The organism is Campylobacter sp. US42a, assembly GCF_004379055.1.
GTDB classification, from domain to species: Bacteria; Campylobacterota; Campylobacteria; order Campylobacterales; family Campylobacteraceae; genus Campylobacter_D; species Campylobacter_D jejuni.
This window is the reverse complement of the sequence record NZ_RYYK01000003.1, coordinates 45,776-67,363: the sequence shown is the minus strand read 5'-3', so window position 1 is coordinate 67,363 and position 21,588 is coordinate 45,776. Positions and strand designations below refer to the sequence as shown.

18 protein-coding genes and 1 pseudogene are annotated in these 21,588 nt (G+C 30.7%); 14 read left to right on the top strand and 5 right to left on the bottom strand.

Annotated elements, in window-relative coordinates; all coding sequences use genetic code 11:
• Nucleotides 1-65 precede the first annotated feature (65 nt).
• From ELQ10_RS03770 to ELQ10_RS03745, 6 genes and pseudogenes are all read left to right on the top strand, one after another.
• On the top strand, nucleotides 66-1,490 hold the full coding sequence (locus tag ELQ10_RS03770; RefSeq protein WP_002856715.1) for an anaerobic C4-dicarboxylate transporter: 1,425 nt from the start codon (nucleotides 66-68) through the stop codon (nucleotides 1,488-1,490).
• A gap of 141 nt (nucleotides 1,491-1,631) precedes the next feature.
• Nucleotides 1,632-1,819, top strand: a pseudogene (gene kdpF / locus ELQ10_RS03765) (K(+)-transporting ATPase subunit F).
• 9 nt (nucleotides 1,820-1,828) lie between these two features.
• Nucleotides 1,829-3,520: a potassium-transporting ATPase subunit KdpA gene (gene kdpA, locus ELQ10_RS03760; RefSeq protein WP_002861365.1), complete on the top strand. Its 1,692-nt coding sequence runs from the start codon at nucleotides 1,829-1,831 to the stop codon at nucleotides 3,518-3,520.
• 9 nt (nucleotides 3,521-3,529) lie between these two features.
• Nucleotides 3,530-5,575 carry a potassium-transporting ATPase subunit KdpB gene (kdpB, locus tag ELQ10_RS03755; protein WP_133401649.1) on the top strand — a complete coding sequence of 682 codons (2,046 nt, stop codon included), beginning with the start codon at nucleotides 3,530-3,532 and terminating at the stop codon, nucleotides 5,573-5,575.
• 1 nt (nucleotide 5,576) lies between these two features.
• Entirely contained in the window at nucleotides 5,577-6,185 is a 609-nt protein-coding gene (gene kdpC, locus ELQ10_RS03750) for a potassium-transporting ATPase subunit KdpC (RefSeq protein ID WP_052794050.1), read from the top strand.
• A 2-nt stretch (nucleotides 6,186-6,187) separates the two neighbouring features.
• Complete coding sequence (locus tag ELQ10_RS03745) at nucleotides 6,188-8,119, top strand: sensor histidine kinase KdpD (RefSeq protein WP_002877682.1); 1,932 nt, start codon at nucleotides 6,188-6,190, stop codon at nucleotides 8,117-8,119.
• On the opposite strand, the gene uvrB is transcribed toward ELQ10_RS03745, so the two are convergent.
• On the bottom strand, nucleotides 8,114-10,087 hold the full coding sequence (gene uvrB, locus ELQ10_RS03740) for an excinuclease ABC subunit UvrB (RefSeq protein ID WP_086032308.1): 1,974 nt from the start codon (nucleotides 10,085-10,087) through the stop codon (nucleotides 8,114-8,116). The genes ELQ10_RS03745 and uvrB overlap by 6 nt on opposite strands.
• Nucleotides 10,088-10,240: 153 nt before the next feature.
• Between uvrB and ELQ10_RS03735 the strand changes: the two genes are divergently transcribed.
• Genes ELQ10_RS03735 through ELQ10_RS03720 form a run of 4 tightly spaced genes read left to right on the top strand, consistent with a single transcriptional unit; the run spans nucleotide 10,241 to nucleotide 12,972 of the window.
• Nucleotides 10,241-10,471, top strand: coding sequence for a hypothetical protein (locus ELQ10_RS03735; RefSeq protein ID WP_002852327.1), 231 nt, complete (start codon nucleotides 10,241-10,243; stop codon nucleotides 10,469-10,471).
• Nucleotides 10,461-10,703 carry a hypothetical protein gene (locus ELQ10_RS03730; RefSeq protein ID WP_002854947.1) on the top strand — a complete coding sequence of 81 codons (243 nt, stop codon included), beginning with the start codon at nucleotides 10,461-10,463 and terminating at the stop codon, nucleotides 10,701-10,703. The genes ELQ10_RS03735 and ELQ10_RS03730 overlap by 11 nt, the downstream gene beginning before the upstream one ends.
• Nucleotides 10,700-11,137, top strand: coding sequence for a prepilin-type N-terminal cleavage/methylation domain-containing protein (locus ELQ10_RS03725; protein ID WP_002852324.1), 438 nt, complete (start codon nucleotides 10,700-10,702; stop codon nucleotides 11,135-11,137). The genes ELQ10_RS03730 and ELQ10_RS03725 overlap by 4 nt, the downstream gene beginning before the upstream one ends.
• Entirely contained in the window at nucleotides 11,119-12,972 is a 1,854-nt protein-coding gene (locus ELQ10_RS03720) for a primosomal protein N' (RefSeq protein WP_134250209.1), read from the top strand. The genes ELQ10_RS03725 and ELQ10_RS03720 overlap by 19 nt, the downstream gene beginning before the upstream one ends.
• Before the next feature lie 9 nt (nucleotides 12,973-12,981).
• Here the strand turns inward: ELQ10_RS03720 and ELQ10_RS03715 are convergent, their stop codons facing one another.
• Entirely contained in the window at nucleotides 12,982-14,376 is a 1,395-nt protein-coding gene (locus ELQ10_RS03715; protein WP_057100498.1) for a DUF2972 domain-containing protein, read from the bottom strand.
• A 145-nt stretch (nucleotides 14,377-14,521) separates the two neighbouring features.
• Between ELQ10_RS03715 and ispG the strand changes: the two genes are divergently transcribed.
• Nucleotides 14,522-15,595: a flavodoxin-dependent (E)-4-hydroxy-3-methylbut-2-enyl-diphosphate synthase gene (gene ispG, locus ELQ10_RS03710; protein ID WP_134250208.1), complete on the top strand. Its 1,074-nt coding sequence runs from the start codon at nucleotides 14,522-14,524 to the stop codon at nucleotides 15,593-15,595.
• Nucleotides 15,596-15,624: 29 nt separating this feature from the next.
• Here ispG and flgH read toward each other — a convergent pair whose 3' ends face one another.
• On the bottom strand, nucleotides 15,625-16,323 hold the full coding sequence (flgH, locus tag ELQ10_RS03705) for a flagellar basal body L-ring protein FlgH (protein WP_002864738.1): 699 nt from the start codon (nucleotides 16,321-16,323) through the stop codon (nucleotides 15,625-15,627).
• 89 nt (nucleotides 16,324-16,412) lie between these two features.
• Between flgH and pta the strand changes: the two genes are divergently transcribed.
• The 3 genes from pta (at nucleotide 16,413) to ELQ10_RS03690 (ending at nucleotide 19,681) form a co-directional block, all read left to right on the top strand.
• Entirely contained in the window at nucleotides 16,413-17,918 is a 1,506-nt protein-coding gene (gene pta, locus ELQ10_RS03700) for a phosphate acetyltransferase (protein WP_072238616.1), read from the top strand.
• 13 nt (nucleotides 17,919-17,931) lie between these two features.
• Nucleotides 17,932-19,119, top strand: a complete 1,188-nt coding sequence (locus ELQ10_RS03695; RefSeq protein ID WP_052802654.1) for an acetate kinase — start codon at nucleotides 17,932-17,934, stop codon at nucleotides 19,117-19,119.
• A gap of 70 nt (nucleotides 19,120-19,189) precedes the next feature.
• On the top strand, nucleotides 19,190-19,681 hold the full coding sequence (locus tag ELQ10_RS03690) for a hypothetical protein (RefSeq protein WP_002855147.1): 492 nt from the start codon (nucleotides 19,190-19,192) through the stop codon (nucleotides 19,679-19,681).
• On the opposite strand, the gene ELQ10_RS03685 is transcribed toward ELQ10_RS03690, so the two are convergent.
• Nucleotides 19,669-20,607 carry a hypothetical protein gene (locus ELQ10_RS03685; RefSeq protein ID WP_134250207.1) on the bottom strand — a complete coding sequence of 313 codons (939 nt, stop codon included), beginning with the start codon at nucleotides 20,605-20,607 and terminating at the stop codon, nucleotides 19,669-19,671. The genes ELQ10_RS03690 and ELQ10_RS03685 overlap by 13 nt on opposite strands.
• Complete coding sequence (rsmH, locus tag ELQ10_RS03680) at nucleotides 20,607-21,545, bottom strand: 16S rRNA (cytosine(1402)-N(4))-methyltransferase RsmH (protein ID WP_134250206.1); 939 nt, start codon at nucleotides 21,543-21,545, stop codon at nucleotides 20,607-20,609. The genes ELQ10_RS03685 and rsmH overlap by 1 nt, the downstream gene beginning before the upstream one ends.
• Nucleotides 21,546-21,588: the final 43 nt, after the last annotated feature.

Here is a 21,588-nt window from a genome sequence, read left to right as displayed (position 1 = left end):
TCTTTAATTTAAAAATGTGATACAATAATAACTGTTTTTAAATATCAATTTTCAAAGGAGTTAAAATGGACTTTTTAACAAGCCTTAGTGAGGGAGGGCAATTTGCAATCCAAATCATTATCGTTTTAATTTGTCTTTTTTACGGTGCAAAAAAAGGCGGCATAGCGCTTGGTTTACTTGGTGGTATAGGTATTTTAATGCTTGTATTTGCTTTTCATATAAAGCCTGGAAAACCAGCCATAGATGTTATGCTTACAATTTTAGCGGTAGTGGTTGCGAGTGCAACTTTGCAAGCAAGTGGTGGTTTGGATGTTATGCTTCAAATAGCAGAAAGAATTTTAAGACGCAATCCTAAGTTTTTGACAATATTAGCGCCTTTTGTAACCTGCTTTTTGACCATACTTTGTGGAACAGGACATGTGGTTTATACTATTATGCCTATTATTTATGATATAGCGATTAAAAATGGTATTCGTCCTGAGCGTCCAATGGCGGCAGCTTCTATATCATCACAAATGGGTATTATTGCATCTCCTGTATCTGTGGCTGTTGTAAGTTTGACTGCTTTGCTTTTAAATGCTAATCATAAATTAGCAGGTTTTGATGGTTATATTAATCTTCTTCAAATTACCATACCTAGTACATTATTTGGTGTATTGTGTATAGGAATTTTTTCTTGGTTTAGAGGAAAAGATTTGGATAAAGATGAAGTATTTCAAGAAAAACTTAAAGATCCTGAATTTAAAAAATATGTTTATGGTGATTCTAAAACACTTTTAGGTGTTAAACTTCCAAAAAGCAATTGGGTTGCAATGTGGATTTTCTTAGGAGCTATTGCTTTAGTGGCTTTATTAGGTGTATTTGATTTCTTGCGTCCAAACTGGGGGCAAGTTGTAAAAAATGGCATTCCTCAAGTAGATGCTTTAGGCAATCCTAAAATGGATGTTTTATCCATGGTTTCGGTTATTCAGATGTTTATGCTTTTAGCAGGTTCTTTGATTATCATCTTTACTAAAACAGATGCAAAGAAAATCGGCTCTAATGAAATTTTTAAATCAGGTATGATAGCACTTGTTGCGGTATTTGGAATTTCTTGGATGGCTGATACTATGTTTGCAGTCCACACTCCTATGATGAAAGCAGCGCTTGGAGATATAGTAAAAGAGCATCCTTGGACTTATGCTGTAATGCTTCTTTTAATTTCAAAATTTGTAAACTCTCAAGCAGCAGCTATTTCGGCTTTTGTTCCTTTGGCTTTAGGAATTGGTGTTGAACCTGGTGTAATTGTTGCCTTTGCGGCTGCTTGTTATGGGTATTATATTTTACCAACTTATCCAAGCGATTTAGCTACTATACAATTTGATAGATCAGGTACTACTCATATCGGTAAATTTGTTATCAATCATAGTTTTATTTTACCAGGTCTTATAGGTGTAATCACTTCTTGTATAGCAGGATATTTTATTGCTATGGCAGCGGGTTATCTTTAACAATTTTTAGCAGGATTTTTCCTGCTAAATTCTTCATTTGTCTTTTTATTTAATATAGATAAAAATTATAAATAAATCATAAAATTAGTATTAATCAAAATATAAGCTTAACAAGGATAGAATAAATCCTATTTTGAATCAATGAGAAAGGGCTATCCTATGGATGTTATCTTTGCTTTGCTTCTGCTTTTAGCTTTTGGTAGTTTATGGTTTTTTATCCGTTTTTGTGAAATTCAAACTAGGACACGCGGATGATATTTTTACTAGTTTTAAGCTTAATACTTGCTCTTTATTTATTTTATGCTCTATTATATCCTGAAAAATTTTAAAGGAAAAATATGCTAGAAATTTTAATAACACTGATTATAGCTTTTATATTGGCTTTAATTTTTGGAAATTATCTTTATAAAATTGCAAGCTGTAAAAAAACTATTTTTGATTTTATTTTTAATCCAATTGACAACTTAATTTATAAAATTTGTGCAATTGATAGAAAAAATATGACTTGGCAAAAATATTCTTTGCATTTAATTGCTTTTAATGCCTTAGTGGCTATTTTTTCTTTCGTGATTTTTTATTTGCAAGATAAACTTTTTTTAAATCCCAATTCGATAAATTCTATGAAAGGGGATTTGAATTTAAATACTGTAATTAGTTTTATTACAAATACAAACCTCCAGCATTATAGTGGAGAGAGTGCTTTAAGCTTGCTTTCGCAAAATACAGGCATTTTACTTGCTATGTTTGTTTCAAGTGCAAGTGGATATTCTGCTTGTATGGCTTTTTGTCGTGCTTTATGTGGTATGCAAATGGGAAATTTTTATGAAGATTTTACGCGTATTATTACGCGTTTGATGTTGCCTTTAAGTTTTATTTTGGCTGTAATTTTTATCTCTGAAGGCGTAGTGCAAAACTATCACGCAAATTTTAGCGTGCTTACTTTAGAAAATAAATTTCAAAGCATTGCCACAGGTCCTGTTGCAGCTCTTGAGTCTATAAAACATTTAGGGACAAATGGGGGTGGTTTTTTTGGTGCTAATTCAAGCATGCCTTTTGAAAATCCTACTTCACTTACAAATTTTTTACAAATTTTATCCATGATGCTTATTCCTAGTGCCTGTGTTGTAGCTTTTGGATTGATGGTTTATCATAGAAAAGAAAGACAAGGTTTTGCTCTTATGGGAAAAGAAGGGGGAGTTATTTTTGGTGCAATGGGGATTATTTTTATCATTTCTTTGCTTTTAATTTATTTTAGCGAAAAAATGTCAAATCCAAATTTGGATTCTTTGGGTTTAAATGCAAATTTGGGAAATTTGGAAGGTAAAGAAATAAGATTTGGCACAGATGGTTCGAGTTTATTTAGTGCTGTAACTACTGCTTTTACTACAGGAAGCGTCAATAATATGCACGATAGTTTAAATCCTTTAAGCATCAGTGCTACTTTGCTAAATATGATGTTAAATGTGGCTTTTGGTGGAGAAGGAGTAGGGCTTATGAATATGATTATTTATGTGCTTTTAACCGTGTTTATTTGTGCATTGATGATAGGCAGAACTCCAGAATTCTTGGGTAAAAAAATAGAAAGCGCACAAATGAAGCTTATAGCTTTGGTAATTCTTATCCATCCTTTATTAATCCTTGTTTTAAGTGCATTAGCTGTTGTTTTTGCAAAAGATAGTATAAGCAATCCTAGCTTCCATGGTTTGGCTCAAATTTTGTATGAATTTAGTTCTTCGGCAGCAAATAATGGTTCAGGACTTGAAGGTTTAAAAGATGATAATTTGTTTTGGAATTTAAGTACAGCTTTTGCTATGTTTTGTGGGCGTTATTTGGTTTTAATAGCTCAGCTTGCTATAGCTGGATCGCTTTTGGCTAAAAATACACAAGAAAATACTGCAAATTCTTTAAAAACGGATAATTTAACTTTTATGTTTGTGCTTGTTTGTATTATATATATTTTTGCTGCACTTACTTTTTTTCCAGTGCTTACTTTATCAAGCGTTGCAGAATATTTATCTTTATGGCATTAAGGAGAGTCAATGTCTAAAAAACAAAATAAACTCATTACAAAAGAAATTTTAAATAATGCCATAAAAGGAGCATTTTTAAAATTTGATCCACGCTTTATGGTAAAAAATCCTGTTATGTTTATGGTGGAAGTTGGATTGATTCTTACTTTGATTTTAAGTATTTTTCCTACTTTGTTTAATGGAAATTCTGATGAAAGAATTTATAACATCTTAATCACTTTTATTTTATTTATAACCTTGCTTTTTGCAAATTTTGCAGAAAGTATTGCAGAAGGAAGGGGTAAAGCCCAAGCAGCTACCTTAAGACAAAGCAAAAAGGATTCTAAAGCTAGACGCATAAAAAGTGATGGCAGTGAAGAAATGCTTAATTCTAGCGAGTTAAAAATAGGTGATATAGTTTTAGTTAAAGCAGGTGAACTTATACCTAATGATGGAGAAATTATAGAAGGTGCTGCAAGTGTTGATGAATCAGCTATTACAGGTGAAAGTGCTCCTGTTATGCGTGAAGTGGGCGGTGATTTTTCTTCTGTTACAGGTGGGACTACGGTTTTAACTGATTTTTTAAAGATTAAAATTTTAGTTGGAGCTGGGGAAAGTTTTTTAGATAAAATGATCAATCTTGTAGAAGGTGCTGCGCGTCAAAAAACTCCAAATGAAATTGCTCTTAATACTCTTTTAATTGTTCTTAGTTTGAGTTTTTTGGTGGTGGTTGTAAGTTTATATCCTTTTATGCAATTTTTAGGCGTGAGTTTGCCTATTTCGTGGTTAGTAGCATTGCTTGTATGTCTTATTCCTACAACTATAGGGGGGCTTTTATCAGCTATAGGAATAGCAGGTATGGACAGGGTAACGCGTTTTAATGTGATCGCACTTTCAGGCAAGGCTGTTGAAAGTTGTGGTGATGTTGATACTATGATTTTGGATAAAACAGGAACGATTACTTTTGGAAACCGTTTGGCAAATGAATTTTATGAAGTCCAAGGTATAAGTAAAGAAGAAATGATTAAAGCTTGTGTTTTATCCTCTTTAAAAGATGAAACTCCAGAAGGTAAAAGCATAGTTGCATTGGCTCAAAAAATGGGTTATGAATTAGAAGGTAATGATATTAAAGAATTTATCGAATTTAGCGCTCAAAATAGAATGAGTGGTGTGGATTTACAAGATAATACAAAAATTCGCAAAGGTGCTTTTGATGCTATAAGAGCTTATATAAGCGAAATGAATGGAAAAATTCCTAGCGATTTAGAAACTAAGGTAATGGAAATTTCAAATCTTGGTGGTACTCCTTTGGTAGTGTGTAAAAATGAAAAAATTTTAGGAGTAATTTATCTAAAGGATACAGTAAAACCAGGACTTAAAGAGCGCTTTGATGAGCTTAGAAAAATGGGCATAAAAACTTTAATGTGTACTGGAGACAATCCTTTAACAGCAGCTACTATAGCCAAAGAAGCAGGTCTTGATGGATTTATAGCAGAATGCAAGCCTGAAGATAAAATAGAAGCCATTAAAAAAGAACAAGCCCAAGGTAAGATAGTAGCCATGACAGGAGATGGAACCAATGATGCTCCAGCTCTTGCACAAGCTGATGTAGGTATAGCTATGAACTCAGGAACTCAAGCGGCCAAAGAAGCAGCTAATATGATAGATCTTGATTCTAATCCTACTAAAATTTTAGAAGTGGTTGAAATAGGAAAAGGTTTGCTTATTACTAGAGGTAGTCTTACAACTTTTAGTATGGCAAATGATATTGCTAAGTATTTTGCTATTTTACCTGCTATGTTTAGTGTGGTTTTACCTCAAATGCAAATTTTAAACATTATGCATTTGGCTACTCCGCAAAGCGCTATTTTATCAGCACTTATTTTTAATGCTATTATTATACCTTTGCTCATACCTATTGCTATGCGTGGAGTTAAATTTAAGCCTATGAAAAGTGAGCATTTGCTTTTAAGAAATTTGAGTATTTATGGTTTAGGTGGTATGATAGCACCTTTTATAGGGATAAAAATAATTGATATTCCTACAGCTTGGATACTTAGAATTTTAGGAGTGTGATATGCTTAGAACTTTGCTTAGTTTTTTTGTGGTAATGCTAATATTGTGTACCCTTGTTTATCCTTTTGCTTTAAATACAGTTGCAAAATTTATTTTTCCTTATCAATCAAGTGGAAGTTTAGTGGATAAAGAAGGTCGTCCGACTTTGGATATAAGCAAAGCGGTAGGTTCAAAGCTTTTGGGTCAAGATTTTAATAAGCCTTATTTTCTACATTCAAGAGCATCTGTATCAAATTACAATACAAGTGATACAAATGAAAGCAGTGTAAGTTCAGGTGGATTTAATTATGCTATGTCAAATCCTGCTTTAAAAGAGCGTGTGCAAAAAGATTTGCAAAAATTTTTAGATGAAAATCCGCAAATTACAAAAGAACAAATTCCTTTGGATTTGTTAAGTGCTTCAGGATCAGGACTTGATCCTCATATCAGTCTTCAAGCAGCCCTAGTGCAAATTCCTAGGATAAGTCAATCTTCAAAAATTACCAAAGAAGAACTAGAAAAAATCATTCAAGAAAATACCGAGTCTAAATTTTTAGGGATTTTTGGGGAAGAAAAGGTTAATGTTTTAGCTGTTAATATAGCTATTGCTAAAGCCATGAAAAAAGAATAAACATGCAAAGACAAAGTCCTGAACAAATTCTTAAAAAACTTGAGGTTAAAGCCAAGGAAGAAGAAAAAAACAAACTTGCAAAATTAAAAATCTTCTTAGGTTATGCTGCAGGTTCTGGAAAAACTTATGCTATGTTAAGTGAAGCTAGAACTTTAAGGGATAATGGAGTTGATGTTGTTTTAGGCTATATAGAGCCTCACGATAGACCTGAAACAATGGCTTTAACACAAGGTTTTGAAAGTATAGCTAATCTTGAAATTCCTTATAAAAATATAGTATTAAAAGAATTTGATTTAGACGCTACCCTTAAGAGAAAACCTGCTTTGGTTTTAGTAGATGAGCTTGCACACACTAATGCTAAAGGCTTGCGTAATGAAAAGCGTTTTCAAGATATAGAAGAACTTCTAAAAGCAGGGATTGATGTTTATACTACTTTAAATATACAACATTTAGAAAGTTTAAATGATTTAGTCGCTAATATCAGTAAGATAGAAGTTAAAGAGCGTATTCCTGATCGTATTTTTGATGAGGCTGATCAGGTTGAACTTGTTGATATTGAACCTAATAAGCTTTTAAAAAGAATGCAAGATGGTAAAATTTATAAGGAAAAACAAGCTAAACTAGCACTTGAAAATTTCTTTCGTCAAGAAAGACTTATAGCTTTGCGTGAGATTGCCTTAAGAAGACTTGCTTCAAGAGTGAATTTAAGAGCAAGTGAACAAAGGCTTATTAATGATGATTTAGCTTATCATACTGGAGAGCATATTTTAGTTTGTATTAATGCTTCAAATGCAAAGGTTATTCGTGCAGCTGCAAGACTTGCTTTAGCTTTTCATGCTAAATTGAGTGCGCTTTATATAAAAAATCCCAATATTAAAGAAGAAAAAGCCTTAGAAGAAAATATAGAACTAGCTAAAAGTTTTGATGCTGAAATCATTAGCGTATATGATGATGATATAGCAAGACAAATTGCAGAGTATTCAAGCCTTAGCAATGTTTCTAAAATTGTTTTAGGTAAAAATAAAGATAAAAAAAAGTTTAAAGAAGAGATTTTTGAAGCTGTTGCTAAAAAAGCACCTAATATTGATTTATATCTTGTTAATGAAAATCAAATTTCTACTCCTAAAATACGAAGTAAAAAAGGTTTTGATTTTTTAGGTTTTTTAAAAATCACAGGAGTTTTGCTTTTAGCAACTTTTATAGCTTTTGTATTTCATAAATTTAATACTCAGCCAAGTAATATAGTTATGATTTTTATTTTAGCAGTTTTTGCTTCTTCTTTTATTTCTGATAATAAAATTTTCGCCTTTTATTCTTCTTTGGTAAGTGTTTTGATTTATAATTTTTTCTTTTTAGAACCTATTTTTAGTCTTAAAGTTCATGATAGTGGAAATATTATTACTTTTACAACTATGTTTATAGTTGGATTTTTAACAGCTGTTTTTACTAGAAGATTAAAATTGCAATCTAAAGAACTCACTAAAAGAGCTTATAGAACGGCTATTTTGCTTGAAAATAGTGAAAAGTTAGCAAGAGTGAAAAGCAAACAAGAGCTTTGGGAACAACTTGGAAATCAAGCTTTAAAATTATTAAATTTACCTATTATTATTTATCCTATAAATAAAAACAATATTTTATCGAAACCTTTGTTGTTTTTTAACGATGATAAGCAAATGTTAAAAAATTGTTTTAGTGCTGATGAGATTGCTATTGCTCAATGGGTTGCAACAAATAAAGAAAGAGCAGGTGTTTGTACAAATACCCTGCCTAATGCTAATGCTATGTATTTACCTATAGAAGATGGGGAAAAAACTAAAGGGGTTATAGGTATAGTTTTAAAAGAAAAACGTCCCTTGCAAGACTTTCAGTATGAAATTTTAAGTGCTTTACTTAATGAGGCAGGAGTTAGAACAAGGGATATATTTTTATTATAAATCCCTTAATTTATTAATCTCATCTCTAATTGCGGCAGCTTTTTCAAACTCAAGTGCTTTGGCTGCTTCAAGCATTTGCTTTCTTAACTCTTTGACAAGCTTTGCTCTTTCGCTAGCAGGCATTTTTTCTAGTTTTTTACCTTTGCAATAAATTTCGCCTAAATCCTCTTCATTTTTTAAACTCTCTTCAATATGGCGTTTGACTGAAGTTGGTGTGATATTGTATTTTTTATTATAAGCCATTTGAAGTTTGCGGCGTTCATTGGTGGTATCCATAGCTTCTTGCATGGATTTTGTGATTTTTTTGCAAAAAAGCAAAACCTTACCATTGACATTTCTAGCTGCTCTTCCCATGGTTTGGATTAAACTTGTAGTACTTCTTAAAAAGCCTTCCTTATCTGCATCCATAATGGCAATGAGTGAAACTTCAGGTAGGTCTAGTCCTTCTCTAAGTAAGTTAATGCCAATTAGCATATCAAAAGCACCACTTCTTAAACCTCTTATGATTTCATTGCGTTCTATAGCATCGATATCTGAGTGCATGTATTTGACTTTTATACCAAGCTCTAAATAATACCTTGTAAGCTCTTCAGCGAGTTTTTTAGTTAGCACGGTTACTAAAACCCGTTCGTTTCTTTGTATGACTTTTTTAGCCTCATCAAATAAAATTTCAACCTGATTATCGCTATCTTTTAACTCTATTAAAGGATCAAGCAGTCCCGTAGGACGCATGATTTGATGAAAGATATTTTCTTTGCTAAGTTCAAGTTCTAAAGGTGCAGGTGTAGCTGAAACAAAAAGAAATTGACAATTTTTATGGATAAATTCATCAAACATTAAAGGACGGTTATCCAAGGCTGAAGGCAAACGAAAACCATAATCCACCAAGGTTTGTTTTCTGCTTCTATCTCCTGCAAACATACCACGAAATTGAGGTAAAGATACATGACTTTCATCGACTATGACAAGAAATTTTCTATCTTTAATCGCAAAATAATCAAAAAGCGTATAAGGAGTATCACCTTCTTTAAGTCCTGTTAAATGCCTTGCATAGTTTTCAACTCCTTTACACATTCCTGTGCTTGTAAGCATTTCAAGATCAAATTCAACCCTTTGTTTAAGGCGTTGATATTCTACGAGTTTATTTTCATGTTCAAAATAAGCAAGGCGTTCGTTAAGTTCTGCTTTGATATCTTTTATCGCTTGTTTTAATCTTGTTTCGCCCACGCTAAACTGGCTTGTAGGATAGAGTATAAAGCGTTTTAAATCTTTGCCTTTTTTATTTTCTAAAACATTGTAATGATACATAGCATCAAGCTCATCGCCAAAAAATTCAAGTCTTACCACTTCATCTTCATAATAAGCTGGATAAATGTCTATAATATCTCCTTGAACTCTAAAATCCGCACGATCAAAAAAATTATCATTTCTTTTATAACCCATATCTACAAGTTTTTTTAAAAGTTCTTTTTGTGAAATTTGCATACCTAGTTCAAAGATTAAAACCATGCCTATGTATTCATTTGGATTACCAAGTCCATAATTTGCTGAAACACTAGCTATGCAAACTACATCTTCATAACTTAAAAGTGAAGCAGTAGCACTCAGTCTTAAACGCTCTAAGTCTTCATTAGTCGAGCTGTCTTTTTCTATGAAAACATCAGTGCGTGGGATATAGGCTTCAGGTTGATAATAATCATAATAAGATATAAAATATTCCACATGATTTTTAGAAAAAAAGCCTTTAAATTCGCTATAAAGTTGAGCGCAAAGGCTTTTGTTGTGACTCATGATAAGAGTAGGTATATTAAGTTCTTTAATGACATTTGCCATGGTAAAGGTTTTTCCACTTCCTGTAACGCCTAGTAAAGTTTGATATTTGTTGCCTTTTTTTATACTTTTTACTATGCCTTTTATGGCTTCTTGTTGATCGGGACTGGGTTTAAATTCGCTGGTAAGTTCTAACATTTTTCTACTTTATTTTTATTTTTGAAAAAATTTTAAAAGAAAATGCTTTAATTAAAAATTAATTGACAATAAAAACCTAAATTTAAATTTTTTTCTGCTACAATATCAAATAATATTTTCCATAAATTACAAATTTCTTAAGAAGGCAAAAATATGTTTGATGAAAAAATAATCAATACTATGACAGATAAAGTAAATGAATTAATTGAAAAGTATAACGAAGTTTGCGAAGCCAATGAGGCTTTAAGAAATGAGCTTGTAAGCGTTAAAGCACAAAATGAAGCGAAAAGTAATCAAATCATGCGTTTAGAAGAAGAACTTAAATCTCGCAATATAGAAAGCGAAGATATTTATAAGAAAATAGAGGCTGTTCTTGGCAGATAATCTAAAACAAGTCATTGTTAATGTCAATGCAAAAGATTTCATTGTTAAGTGCAGTGAAGAATTTGCAAATTTTTTAGAAGATGATATCGCTTTGATTTCTGGCGGTACTAAAAAAATAGAACTTAAACGCTTTGTAGATGCGTTTGTTAAAAAGAGTTATGAAAATTATATTTTAGAAAGAGAACTTAAGAAACTAATAAAAGCAATCAATGAAGAACTCCCGACAAAATGAATAAAGCTTTTACTCTGCTTGAGCTTGTTTTTGTGATTTTGATTTTGGGAATTTTATCAAGCTTATCTTTATCTTTTATCAATACTACAAAAGATGAGGTTAAAATTTTAAAATTAAAAATGGACTATGAAATGCTAAGCTCAGCTCTTGCTTTAATGCGTAGTCAAATGAGACTTAAAAATTTAAATTTTCCAGAAATTTTAGATAATGCGCAAAACAATCAAGCCAAAGAAAAACTCTTTTATTGTTTAAATGATTGTGATTATTCTTTGCTTGATACACCTATTTATTCTGATTTTAAATCTTGGATAAAAATAGGTAAAAATCACTATAGATTTGCATTAAACGCCAAAGAGATGGTTGAATTTATTTATGATTCTAAAGAAGGCTTGTTAAAGTGTATAGGAAGTTCTAGATGCAAAGATCTGATATAAGATATTATGAACTTGCAATTTGTGGTTTGTATTTGGATAATTTAACTTTTCATAGTTTTGATGAAATCAAACCTTTAACACAAGTATTAGTGGATTTAAAAACTAAAAAAAACCTTAAAGCTATCGTGCTTAAAGAATGTCAAAAACCTGATTTTAAAACCGTAGAAATTAAAGAAATTACAAAGTATTTTTTAACTCCTTTGCAATTTGAATTGGCAAATTTTATTGTTTATTATTATGCTTCAAAACTTGGTTTTGTTTTGGGCTTTTTTGAAACCAGTCCTAAATATGAATGTCAAAAAATGTTTTTTAAAGATACCCCTAAACTAAGCAATCAACAACAAAATGCCTTAAGTTTTCTTCAAAAAGAAAATAATTCCTTACTTTTTGCTGATACAGGTAGTGGCAAGACTGAAATTTATATTTCTTTGATAAAAGAGTGTTTAGAACAGGGTAAGCAAGCTTTACTTTTAATGCCAGAAATCGCACTTACTCCACAAATGAAAAAGCGTTTAGAAGTGTATTTTAAGGATAATTTTTTCCTGTGGCATTCTAAAATTTCAAAGAAAAAAAAGCAAGAATATTTAGAGCGTTTTTGCAAGGGAGAAGTACTTTTAGTAGCGGGTGCAAGATCGGCTTTGTTTTTGCCTTTTAGAAATTTAGGACTTATTGTAGTAGATGAAGAACATGATAATTCTTATAAGGCTTCTAATCAGCCTTTTATCAATGCAAGAGATTTAGCGCTTTTTTTGGGTCAAAAAAATAATATTAAAGTGGTTTTAGGTTCTGCAACCCCATCTTTGACGAGTTTTTACAAACAAAAAAGTTTTAGACTAAAAGGAACTTTTTTTGAGAGCAAAAAACATTTTTTATATGATGAAAATGAGCTTGGTATAACGCCTATGCTTTTAAGCGAATTAGAAAAAAGTTTAAAACATCAAAAACAAGCTATAGTGTTTTTACCTACAAGGGCTAATTTTAGGCAAATCATTTGCAAGGATTGCGGAGAAACGATAAAATGTCCTTTTTGTTCTATCGCCATGAGTATGCATAAAAAGAAAAATGTTTTAAAATGTCATTATTGTAATTATACTTCTTTAATAGAGCAAAATTGTCCAAGTTGCAAAGGAGAAATATTAGAAGCTAGAAAAATGGGGACTGCTGAACTTTTAGAGCTTTTGCAAAATGCTTTGCCTTTAGCAAAAATAGCAAAATTTGATAGCGATGAAATCACAAGCGTTAAAAAGCTTAATACTATTTTAAAAGACTTTAATGAAAATAAGATCGATATACTTATTGGCACCTCTATGCTTGCTAAAGGGCATGATTATCATAGCGTGGATTTGAGTGTGATTTTAGGGCTTGATGAGTATTTGTTGCGTCCTAGTTTTAGAGCGAGTGAAGAAACTTTAGCTTTAGCTATGCAAGTTGCTGGTAGGGCAGGGCGTAAAGGCGAAGCAAGAGTGCTTTTACAAACAAAAAATAGAGCTTTTTTTGAAAGGTATATAGAGGATTATGATGCTTTTTTAAAAGATGAGTTAGAAAATAGAAAAGATCTTTATCCTCCATTTAAACGCCTTTTAAGAGTTCTTATGGAAGATAAAGATCAAAAAAATGCACAAAAACTTTGTGAAAAACTTGCCTATCAATTTAAAAATATCAAACAAGTAGAATTAGTAGGCTATGGAATTTGTGGAGTTGAAATGCTGCATGGAAAATATCGTTTTTATTTATTACTTAGAAGTGAAAATTATAAAGCTTTAGTGGCAATTGAAAATTATATTTTGCAATTTAAAAATGTAAGCGCGGATATTGACCCTATTGATTTTGTGTAAGTGATATAATTATTTGTCTTTATATATTTTTTCAAATTCTTTATAGTATGTCCAAGAGTTGATTATATTGGGAAATTTTTGCTTTAAATGATTTAGATCATTTTCAAAAATATTAAAAAAAGTGTAAACAAGTGATTTATTTTTTATAAAATAATCTATTACATCTTTTTCTTTCATCATTTTTGATTCTGTTTCATCTATGGTTATTTTAATTTGATATAAAAAATCATACAAATAATGTTTAATTGTTGAAAATAAAAGATTGTTTTGTTCTAATTGTTTAAAATCATTTTTATCAATATATACACCCATATCATTACATAGATCGTTTTTTATAATTTCTTGTATTATGTCTATTTTTTCATGATTGATATGTTTTCTGTCTAAAATTATGGGAATGCTAGAAGTTTTATCAATATTGAAATTTTTATTATTTTTAGGAGTATTAAGATAAAAGGTGTTATTAATATCTTTAGAATTTGCATAGAGTGTGATAGGAAAAAGATAGCGAATATAACCTCTAAATTCTTTAATTTTAAATAAATCTAATTTATCTTTATGGGGGGGGGTAAAATTAAAATTTATAGCAAGTAAATTCATGGTATCGAAGGCCTTTGATTGGCGGATTTCTTCCATATCAAGATAGTATACATTGTCTTTGTTAAAATATTTTAATAAATAAGAGATGATAAAAACTCCTTGTTGTAGTTCGTTTATATCGATTTTAATTTTATGATTTTGATGAGTAAGATAGTCAATATAATAACGCCAATCATAAGTTAGATTAAATTCAGAGGGATAGTTTCTTAAAACTTTACTCCAATCTCTTCCCCAGTTATGCTTTAAAATTCCTATTGGATCGCGAACTCCGCAAATAATTTTAGAGTTAAAATCCAATAAAGATAGATATTTATCAAAATAAGGTAGATTAATTTCTGATATATTAATAGCATATTGAGTAATCGTATTGTCATTTAGACACATGTAATTAAGACAATATCTTTCTTTGGCATCAGGCGGTAAAACCCAGGAGGCAAAACAAGTTACATCGCAACATTGATTAAGGTATCTTAAAAATGCTGCTGCTCCAACGCCATGTGGAGAAATATAGATAAATTTATAGTGTTTAGGTAGGGGTAAATTTAAATCCCAAGCTAATTCTGCACAATGTCGACTAGCATCTATTTCTATAAAATTAGGATTGATTAAAGGTGGATAAGGATGTTTTATTGATAAATATCTATTCTTAAATTCGCTAGAATTGAGCCAAGTGCAAATTGTTTCAATATTTTCCAAAACAAAGGTAAAAAATTTTTCATTATTCGAATTTTTTAAAGCTTGTAAAAGAATTTGAGCTAGGGTTGGAGTTAGGTTATTTTTTATATAGAGTAAAAGATTTTGCATATAACCTCTTTTAATTGTATTTAATTTATATATAATTCATAAATATTTAAATATCATGAAATTTAAATATATTATCAAAAATAAACTTTAATTAAAGCAATAAAAAGTTAAAATTTGATATTAAAATTTTTCAAAGAGTGAAGTTATGGAGTATAAAAGATTTAAAACCAGACAAATCAAAGTAGGAAATGTTTTAATAGGCGGTGATGCACCCATTTCAGTTCAATCTATGCTTTTTACTAAGACAAGAGATATAGAAGGTTCTTTAGAGCAAATCAATCGTCTTTATTTTGCAGGAGCAAATATAGTACGTTTGGCGTGCTTGGATATGGCTGATGCAAGGGCTTTAAAAGAGATTAAAACTAAAAGTCCTTTGCCTTTAATCGTAGATATTCATTTTAATCATAATTTGGCTGTATATTGTGCTGAATTTATCGATGGAGTGCGTATAAATCCTGGCAATATAGGCTCTAAAGAAAATATCAAAGAAGTGGTAAAAGCATGTAAAGAACGGGGTATCCCTATACGTATCGGTGTAAATCACGGCTCCATAGAAAAACAATTTAGCGATAAATTTGGCTATGGTGTCGATGCTATGCTAGAAAGTGCGATGTATAATATCAAGCTTTTAGAGGATTTAGACTTTTTTGATATTAAAATTTCCATGAAGACTTCAGATGCTCAAAAAACTATAGAAGCTTATGAGAGATTAAGACCGCTTTGTGATTATCCTTTTCACTTAGGGGTAACTGAAGCAGGAACTAAATTTCATAGCACTGTAAAAAGTTCTATAGCTTTAGGAAATTTACTTCTTAAAGGTATAGGCGATACTATGCGTGTTTCTATGACGGGTGAGCTTGAAGAAGAAATTCGTGTAGCAAGAGCGATTTTGCAAGATAGTGGAGTGCAAAAAAGCGGAGTAAATATCATCTCATGTCCAACTTGCGGTAGGATTCAAAGTGATTTGTTAAGCGCGATTAAAATCATAGAAGAAAAAACCAAGCATATAAAAGAACCTTTAAATATCAGTGTCATGGGTTGTGTGGTAAATGCTTTAGGTGAAGCTAAGGGGGCTGATGTGGCTATAGCCTTTGGGAAAAATCAAGGACTTGTCATAAGACATGGTGAAGTTGTAGCTAAATTAAAAGAAAGTGAACTTGTAGATAGATTTTTAGCTGAAGTTGAAGATGAGGTTAAAAGTAGGACTGTAAAAGAATAAAAGCCAAGAAGCAAGGTTTAACCTTGCTTTTAGAATGGCCATATCGCTTCTATAACTTTGCTACCCCAAGGTTTTCTTGTGCTTCTATCCACTTCACCTTCTGTTTTATAAAGAATTTTAGCATCTGCTATATATTTACTATCTATAGTATTGTCTTGACCGATGTCATAAGGACGAATAACACCGCTTAATTGTATGATTTGTTTCTCTCCATTGATTAAAAGCTCTCTTGAGCCTTCGATAAAATAATTACCATTTGATAAAATTTTAATTACACGCGTTGAAATTGTAGTATTGAAACTTTCATTTCTGCTTTGTGAGCCTGTTCCTGTGTAGTTGTTTGAACTATTGGTTTGAAAGCCTATATTAGAATAAGCGTTGACTTTATTAAGAGCATTAGCTACCACTCCTGAACTTCCTGTTAAAGCACCTCCGCCTAAATTTGAGGTATTAGTTCTACTTGTTGCTTTATTAGCTTGTGTGCTTTGAGTGGTACTTTCTTGTATAACAACTGTAACTAAATCATTTACATTCATAGCTTTTTTATCCGAAAATAAAGGATTATCTCCTTTGCCAAAAAGCGATCCTGGTGCACTTTCTACATTATTACTTTGTTTTGGTGCAAGTTCTTCTACATAAGCAGGTGGTTTCATTGAAATTTGCGGATCAACTGTTGCAGAACAACCAAAAAATGCAAACGGTAACACATAAAATAAAACTTTTTTCATTTTCGTCCTTTAAAATATGAATTTTTATTTTTCTTTGTTAAAATTAGAAAAAGCAAAGAGTGTTCCACATTTATAAATTCAAGGAGAAAATGATGGCAAATCTTTATTTGATGAGATCTAGAAGTGATGAGTTAAATACTATTATTAGTACAAATTTGCTTAAAAATTATAGCAAAATTTACAAAAATATCGCAATTTATTGCCCTGTAATATACATACATCGCGTCCCTGTTTTGCAAGGTTGGTTAGAAGAATTTAATATCAATCAAACTGTAAAAAGCGCTTATGGTTTTACCTTTAGAGAGGCAATGGAGGAATTTAGCAAAGATCCTCATAATTTTTTTAATGTTATTTTAGAAGAATACGAAGAGTTAAAACGCAAATACGATTTTGTGCTTGTAAATAGCTTTTGCGAATTTGGAATACTTGATGGATTTGATCTTAGTATAAAATTGGCTAAAAATCTTAATACCCCTATCGCTGCTATTATTAACGATGAGGATAAACTTATAGCTCAAAAATATTTCGATCATGCCCTAGATGGTCGTAATTATGTTTTGATTAATGAAAATTTTAATTTTGAAGAAGTGCAAAAGCTTGAAGAGTATGATTTTATAACTCCGCATCGTTTTAAATATGAATTGATTAAACAAAGCGTAAAAAATAAAAAAACTGTTGTTTTGCCAGAAAGTAATGATGAGAGAATTTTAAAAGCTGCTGAAATTTTATTAAAAAGTAAAGTTGTTGATCTTATTTTATTGGGTGATGAGGAAAAAATCAAACAAGATGCTGCTAGATTAAGTCTTGATTTAAGTACTATACAAATTATGAATCCGCTCAATTCAGAATATAATCAAGAATTTACTTCCATTCTTTATGAGGCAAGAAAATCTAAAGGAATGAGTTTAGAAGAGGCTAAGATGCTAGTTCAGGATAAAACTTATTTTGGAACTTTGCTTATACATACTGGAAAAGCTGATGCTATGGTTAGTGGAGCATCAACTACTACAGCTGAAACGATTCGCCCTGCATTGCAGCTTATTAAAACCAAAGAAGGTATTAGTTCTGTTTCGGGAATTTTCTTTATGGGGCTTGAAGATCAAGTTTTAGCTTTTGCTGATTGTGCTGTAAACCCAAGTCCAACTGCTGAACAGCTTGCAACTAGTGCTTATGTAAGTGCTATGACTGCTAAATCTTTTGGACTTGAACCAAGAATAGCTTTGCTTTCTTATTCTAGTGGTGATAGCGGTAAAGGGGAAAGTGTAGATCTTGTAAAAGAAGCATTAAAGATTGCTAAAGAAAAATACCCTGAGTTAAATATAGATGGTCCTATGCAGTTTGATTGCGCTTATGATCCAAAGACTGCAGCAAAGAAAATGCCAAATTCTAAGATAGCAGGCCATGCAAATGTGTATATTTTTCCTGATCTTAATGCAGCAAATATTTGTTACAAAGCAGTTCAAAGAACTGCTAATGCTTTAGCAATCGGTCCTATTTTGCAAGGTCTTAAAAAACCTGTTAATGATTTAAGTCGTGGATGTTTGGTAGATGATATTGTAGATACTGTTATTTTAAGTGCTATACAAGCTCAATAGAAAGGAATAATAAATGAAAATTTTAGTTTTAAATTCGGGTTCTTCATCGATTAAATTTAAATTTTTTGATAATAAAGTCGTTAAAGCGAGTGGCTTAGTAGAGAAAATCGGAGAGCAAAATTCAAAAGTTATATTAAAAAATGTTTTAAATAATGAAAGTTTTGAAAGAGAATTAACGATAAATAATCACGAAGAAGGACTTAGTATAGTCAATGAGCTTTTTAAAGAATCAGGAATTTTAGCAGATTTAAATGCTCTTGATGGCTGCGGTCATCGTATAGTTCACGGGGGAAGAAATTTAAGTGAGCATTGTTTAGTAGATGACTATGTTCTTAAAGAGATAGATAGGGTTAGTATTTTTGCTCCTTTGCATAATCCTGCCCATTTAGCAGGTATAAAAACAATGATTAAAGCTGCACCTAGTGTTGCAAATGTGGCTATTTTCGATACAGCTTTTCATCGCACTATGCCTGATTTTGCTTATATGTATGCTTTGCCTTATGATTTTTATGATAAGCATAATATTAGAAGATATGGTTTTCATGGGACTTCTCATGCTTTTGTTAGTTCTAGAGCGGCAAGTTTGCTTGAAAAAGATAAAAGTGAACTAAATGTTATCTCTGCTCATCTTGGAAATGGTGCAAGTGTATGTGCCATAGAAAAAGGTAAGAGTGTAGATACTTCTATGGGATTTACTCCGCTTGAGGGGCTTGTTATGGGAACGCGTTGTGGAGATTTAGATCCTGCTATTTTACCTTTTATTAGTCATCTTAAGGGTTTAACTATAGAAGAAATAGATACACTGATGAATAAAAAAAGTGGAGTATATGGAATTTGCGGTTATAATGATTTTAGAGATATAGAAAGAGAGATAGAACAAGGTAATGATAAAGCACGCTTGGCTCTTGATATGTTTTGTTATCGTCTTGTTAAATATATAGGATCCTACTTTGCTGTGTTGCCAAAAACCGATGCTATTATTTTTACAGGTGGCATAGGAGAAAATGATAGTTTGGTTCGACAAAAAGTATGTGAGAGATTAGCTCATCTTGGTATCGAGTTAGATTTTGAACTTAACAAACAAAGGATTTCGGGCGAAAGAATGATAAATCATGCAAATTCTAAAGTTAAAGTGCTTGTTATTCCTACAGATGAAGAATTAGAAATCGCTAGAATCACAGAAGAATTAATAAGCAATTGAAAGAGGATTATATTTAGTAAAAATTAATTTTGTTTAGATAAAATTTTAATTAAAAAATAAAGCGTGGATTATGAAAAAATTTAAAGAATTTAGCCTTCGTTTTTTATTTAAAGTATCAGAACAACCTGTTTTAGTGAAGGATTTATTAGAGGCAAATGCACTTTTTAATGACGGTATGCTTGTAGATCCTTCTAAGCTAAATTTTAATTTCAAAATTTTAAATTCTTACATTTATTTTGGTGTTTTTTGTGCTGTGGTTTTGTTGCCGTTGCTTTTAATTACTCATTATTTTTTAACAAAACTTGACTTTCATATAAGCATAGTGAGTGCTGTTATGGTTACTGCTTGTGTATTTATAGGATATGATATTTTTAAAGTTTATACTCGCAAAATAATCTCAAAAAAAATAATACAAAAAGCTTGGGCTTTGCATTTCCCTTATTTTGCTTATGAAAAATACTCTATAATGGCAGGTGAAATTTATAAGGAAGCCTTAAAAGAAGAAATTCCAAAAGCAAATTTAGAGCAGTATGTTTTAGATAAGATTATTCATTCTAAATAATCTAAAATTTGATTTTGGAATCGCATATTTTCAAGTCTTCTTTTTAAGTCTTTATTTTCTTCGTTTAAAACACTTTCTTCTGTTCTTAATGTAGCAATTTCTCTACTAAGATAATAAATTTGATTTCTAATATAAATTTGTGGAGCAAATAAAAATAACGCAAAACTAACAAGCAAAGCCGCAAAAAGAAGATGATTGAAATTTAGGTTTCTATCTTCTTTGGTGGCATTAGAGAAGCCTTCTAGTAAAACATTTTTTGCCTTTTGAGCATCTTCATCATTTTGTTGTTTTTCTTGAGCTTGATTAGATGGTTTTGGAAGTTCTTGTTTATTTTCTTGTGGTGTTATTTTTTTTTGTAAATTTTCCAAACTTTGTTTAATATCGGGTTGTTTTTTAATATCAGGTCGTTTTTCTATAGTTTGGGAATTTTGTATTTTAGGTTCAGTTTTTTGAATTTTTTCTATAGATTTTATAGATTCTTTTTTTTCTTTTTTATCTTGGATAGGATTTTGATCATTTTTTGTTTGAAATTTTGGTTTGGTTTGAATATTTTTTATTTCGTTTGTTTTTTTTCTTCCAAATGAAAAAATTTTTTTAGTTTTTTTATTTTCTTCTTTTTTCCTTTCTTTCATTTTGGAAAAAATTTTTTTAGCAAGAGATTGCTTTTCTTCTAATTTAACATTGATCAGATCTTCTTTTAAATATATATTTGATTTTTTAGTATGTTTTGACTCATACTCTTCATCGAGTTCTTCTAAGAATTTATTAGGAGTCTTTTTTTTAAAACGACGTCTTAAAATATCATCGCTAGAAATTTCATCTCTTAAATCATCATCAAGCGGTTTGCCTTGATTTATGGCGCGAGAAAATTTCAGCATTTTTTGGCGTATGTTTTGGCGTTCTTTTATAAAATCATCTTCTAGCATTATTTATTGTCCAAATTATTAAAATAAAAAGCCCGCATTTTAGCACAACTAGAGCGAGAATTTTTTAAAAGTTCTTCCTTGCTTGCACTTATAGCTTTTTTGGTTATTATTTGCCCTAGGCTATGGTTATTTCCACATTCGCAACGCATTATTTTTTCATCACAAATGCAGTTTTTTGACCATTTTTTGAAAAAATTTTTTACTATTCTATCTTCCAAAGAATGAAAACTAATGATTGCTAAAATGCAACTTTTTGGTTTTAAATTTTCTAAATGCCCAAGAAAATCTTTAAGCACTTTAAGTTCTTGATTTACTTCTATTCTAATGGCTTGAAATGCTAAAGTGGCTTTGGAAATTTTTCTATGATTTTGTTTGCCTTTTCCTATGATTTGATAAAGTTCCTTGGCGCTTTTGATTGGATTTTTACTTCTTTCTAGGCAAATTTTTTCAGCAATAAAATGTGCATCGTGCAATTCTCCATAATCTTTAAAAATGGAAGTTAATTGCTCTTTTGTATAAGTATTAATAATCTCATAAGCCGATATTTTGGAGTTTTGATTCATTCTCATATCCAAAAAGTCAGAATTTACACTAAAACCTCTTTCGTTATTATCAAGTTGAAATGAAGAAATTCCAATGTCTGCTAAAATACCTCTTAATTCTTCTTTATGTGAAATTTTTTCTAAAACTTCACTAAAATTACTTTGTATAAAAGTTATCCTATTGTGAAAATCTTTAAGACGTTTTTTAGAAAATTCTAAAGCTTGTTGATCTTGATCACAAGCAATGAATTTAAGATCAGGATGATTTTTAAGCAAAGCTTCACTATGTCCGCCAAATCCTAAAGTGCAGTCTAAAAAATAACCTGTTTTAAGATTTTTAAAAATCTCTTGAACTTCATTAAGCAAAACTGGGATATGAGGAATTTCCAAAATCAATCCTAATAAATTTTTATAAACTATAATTATAACTAAATTTCAT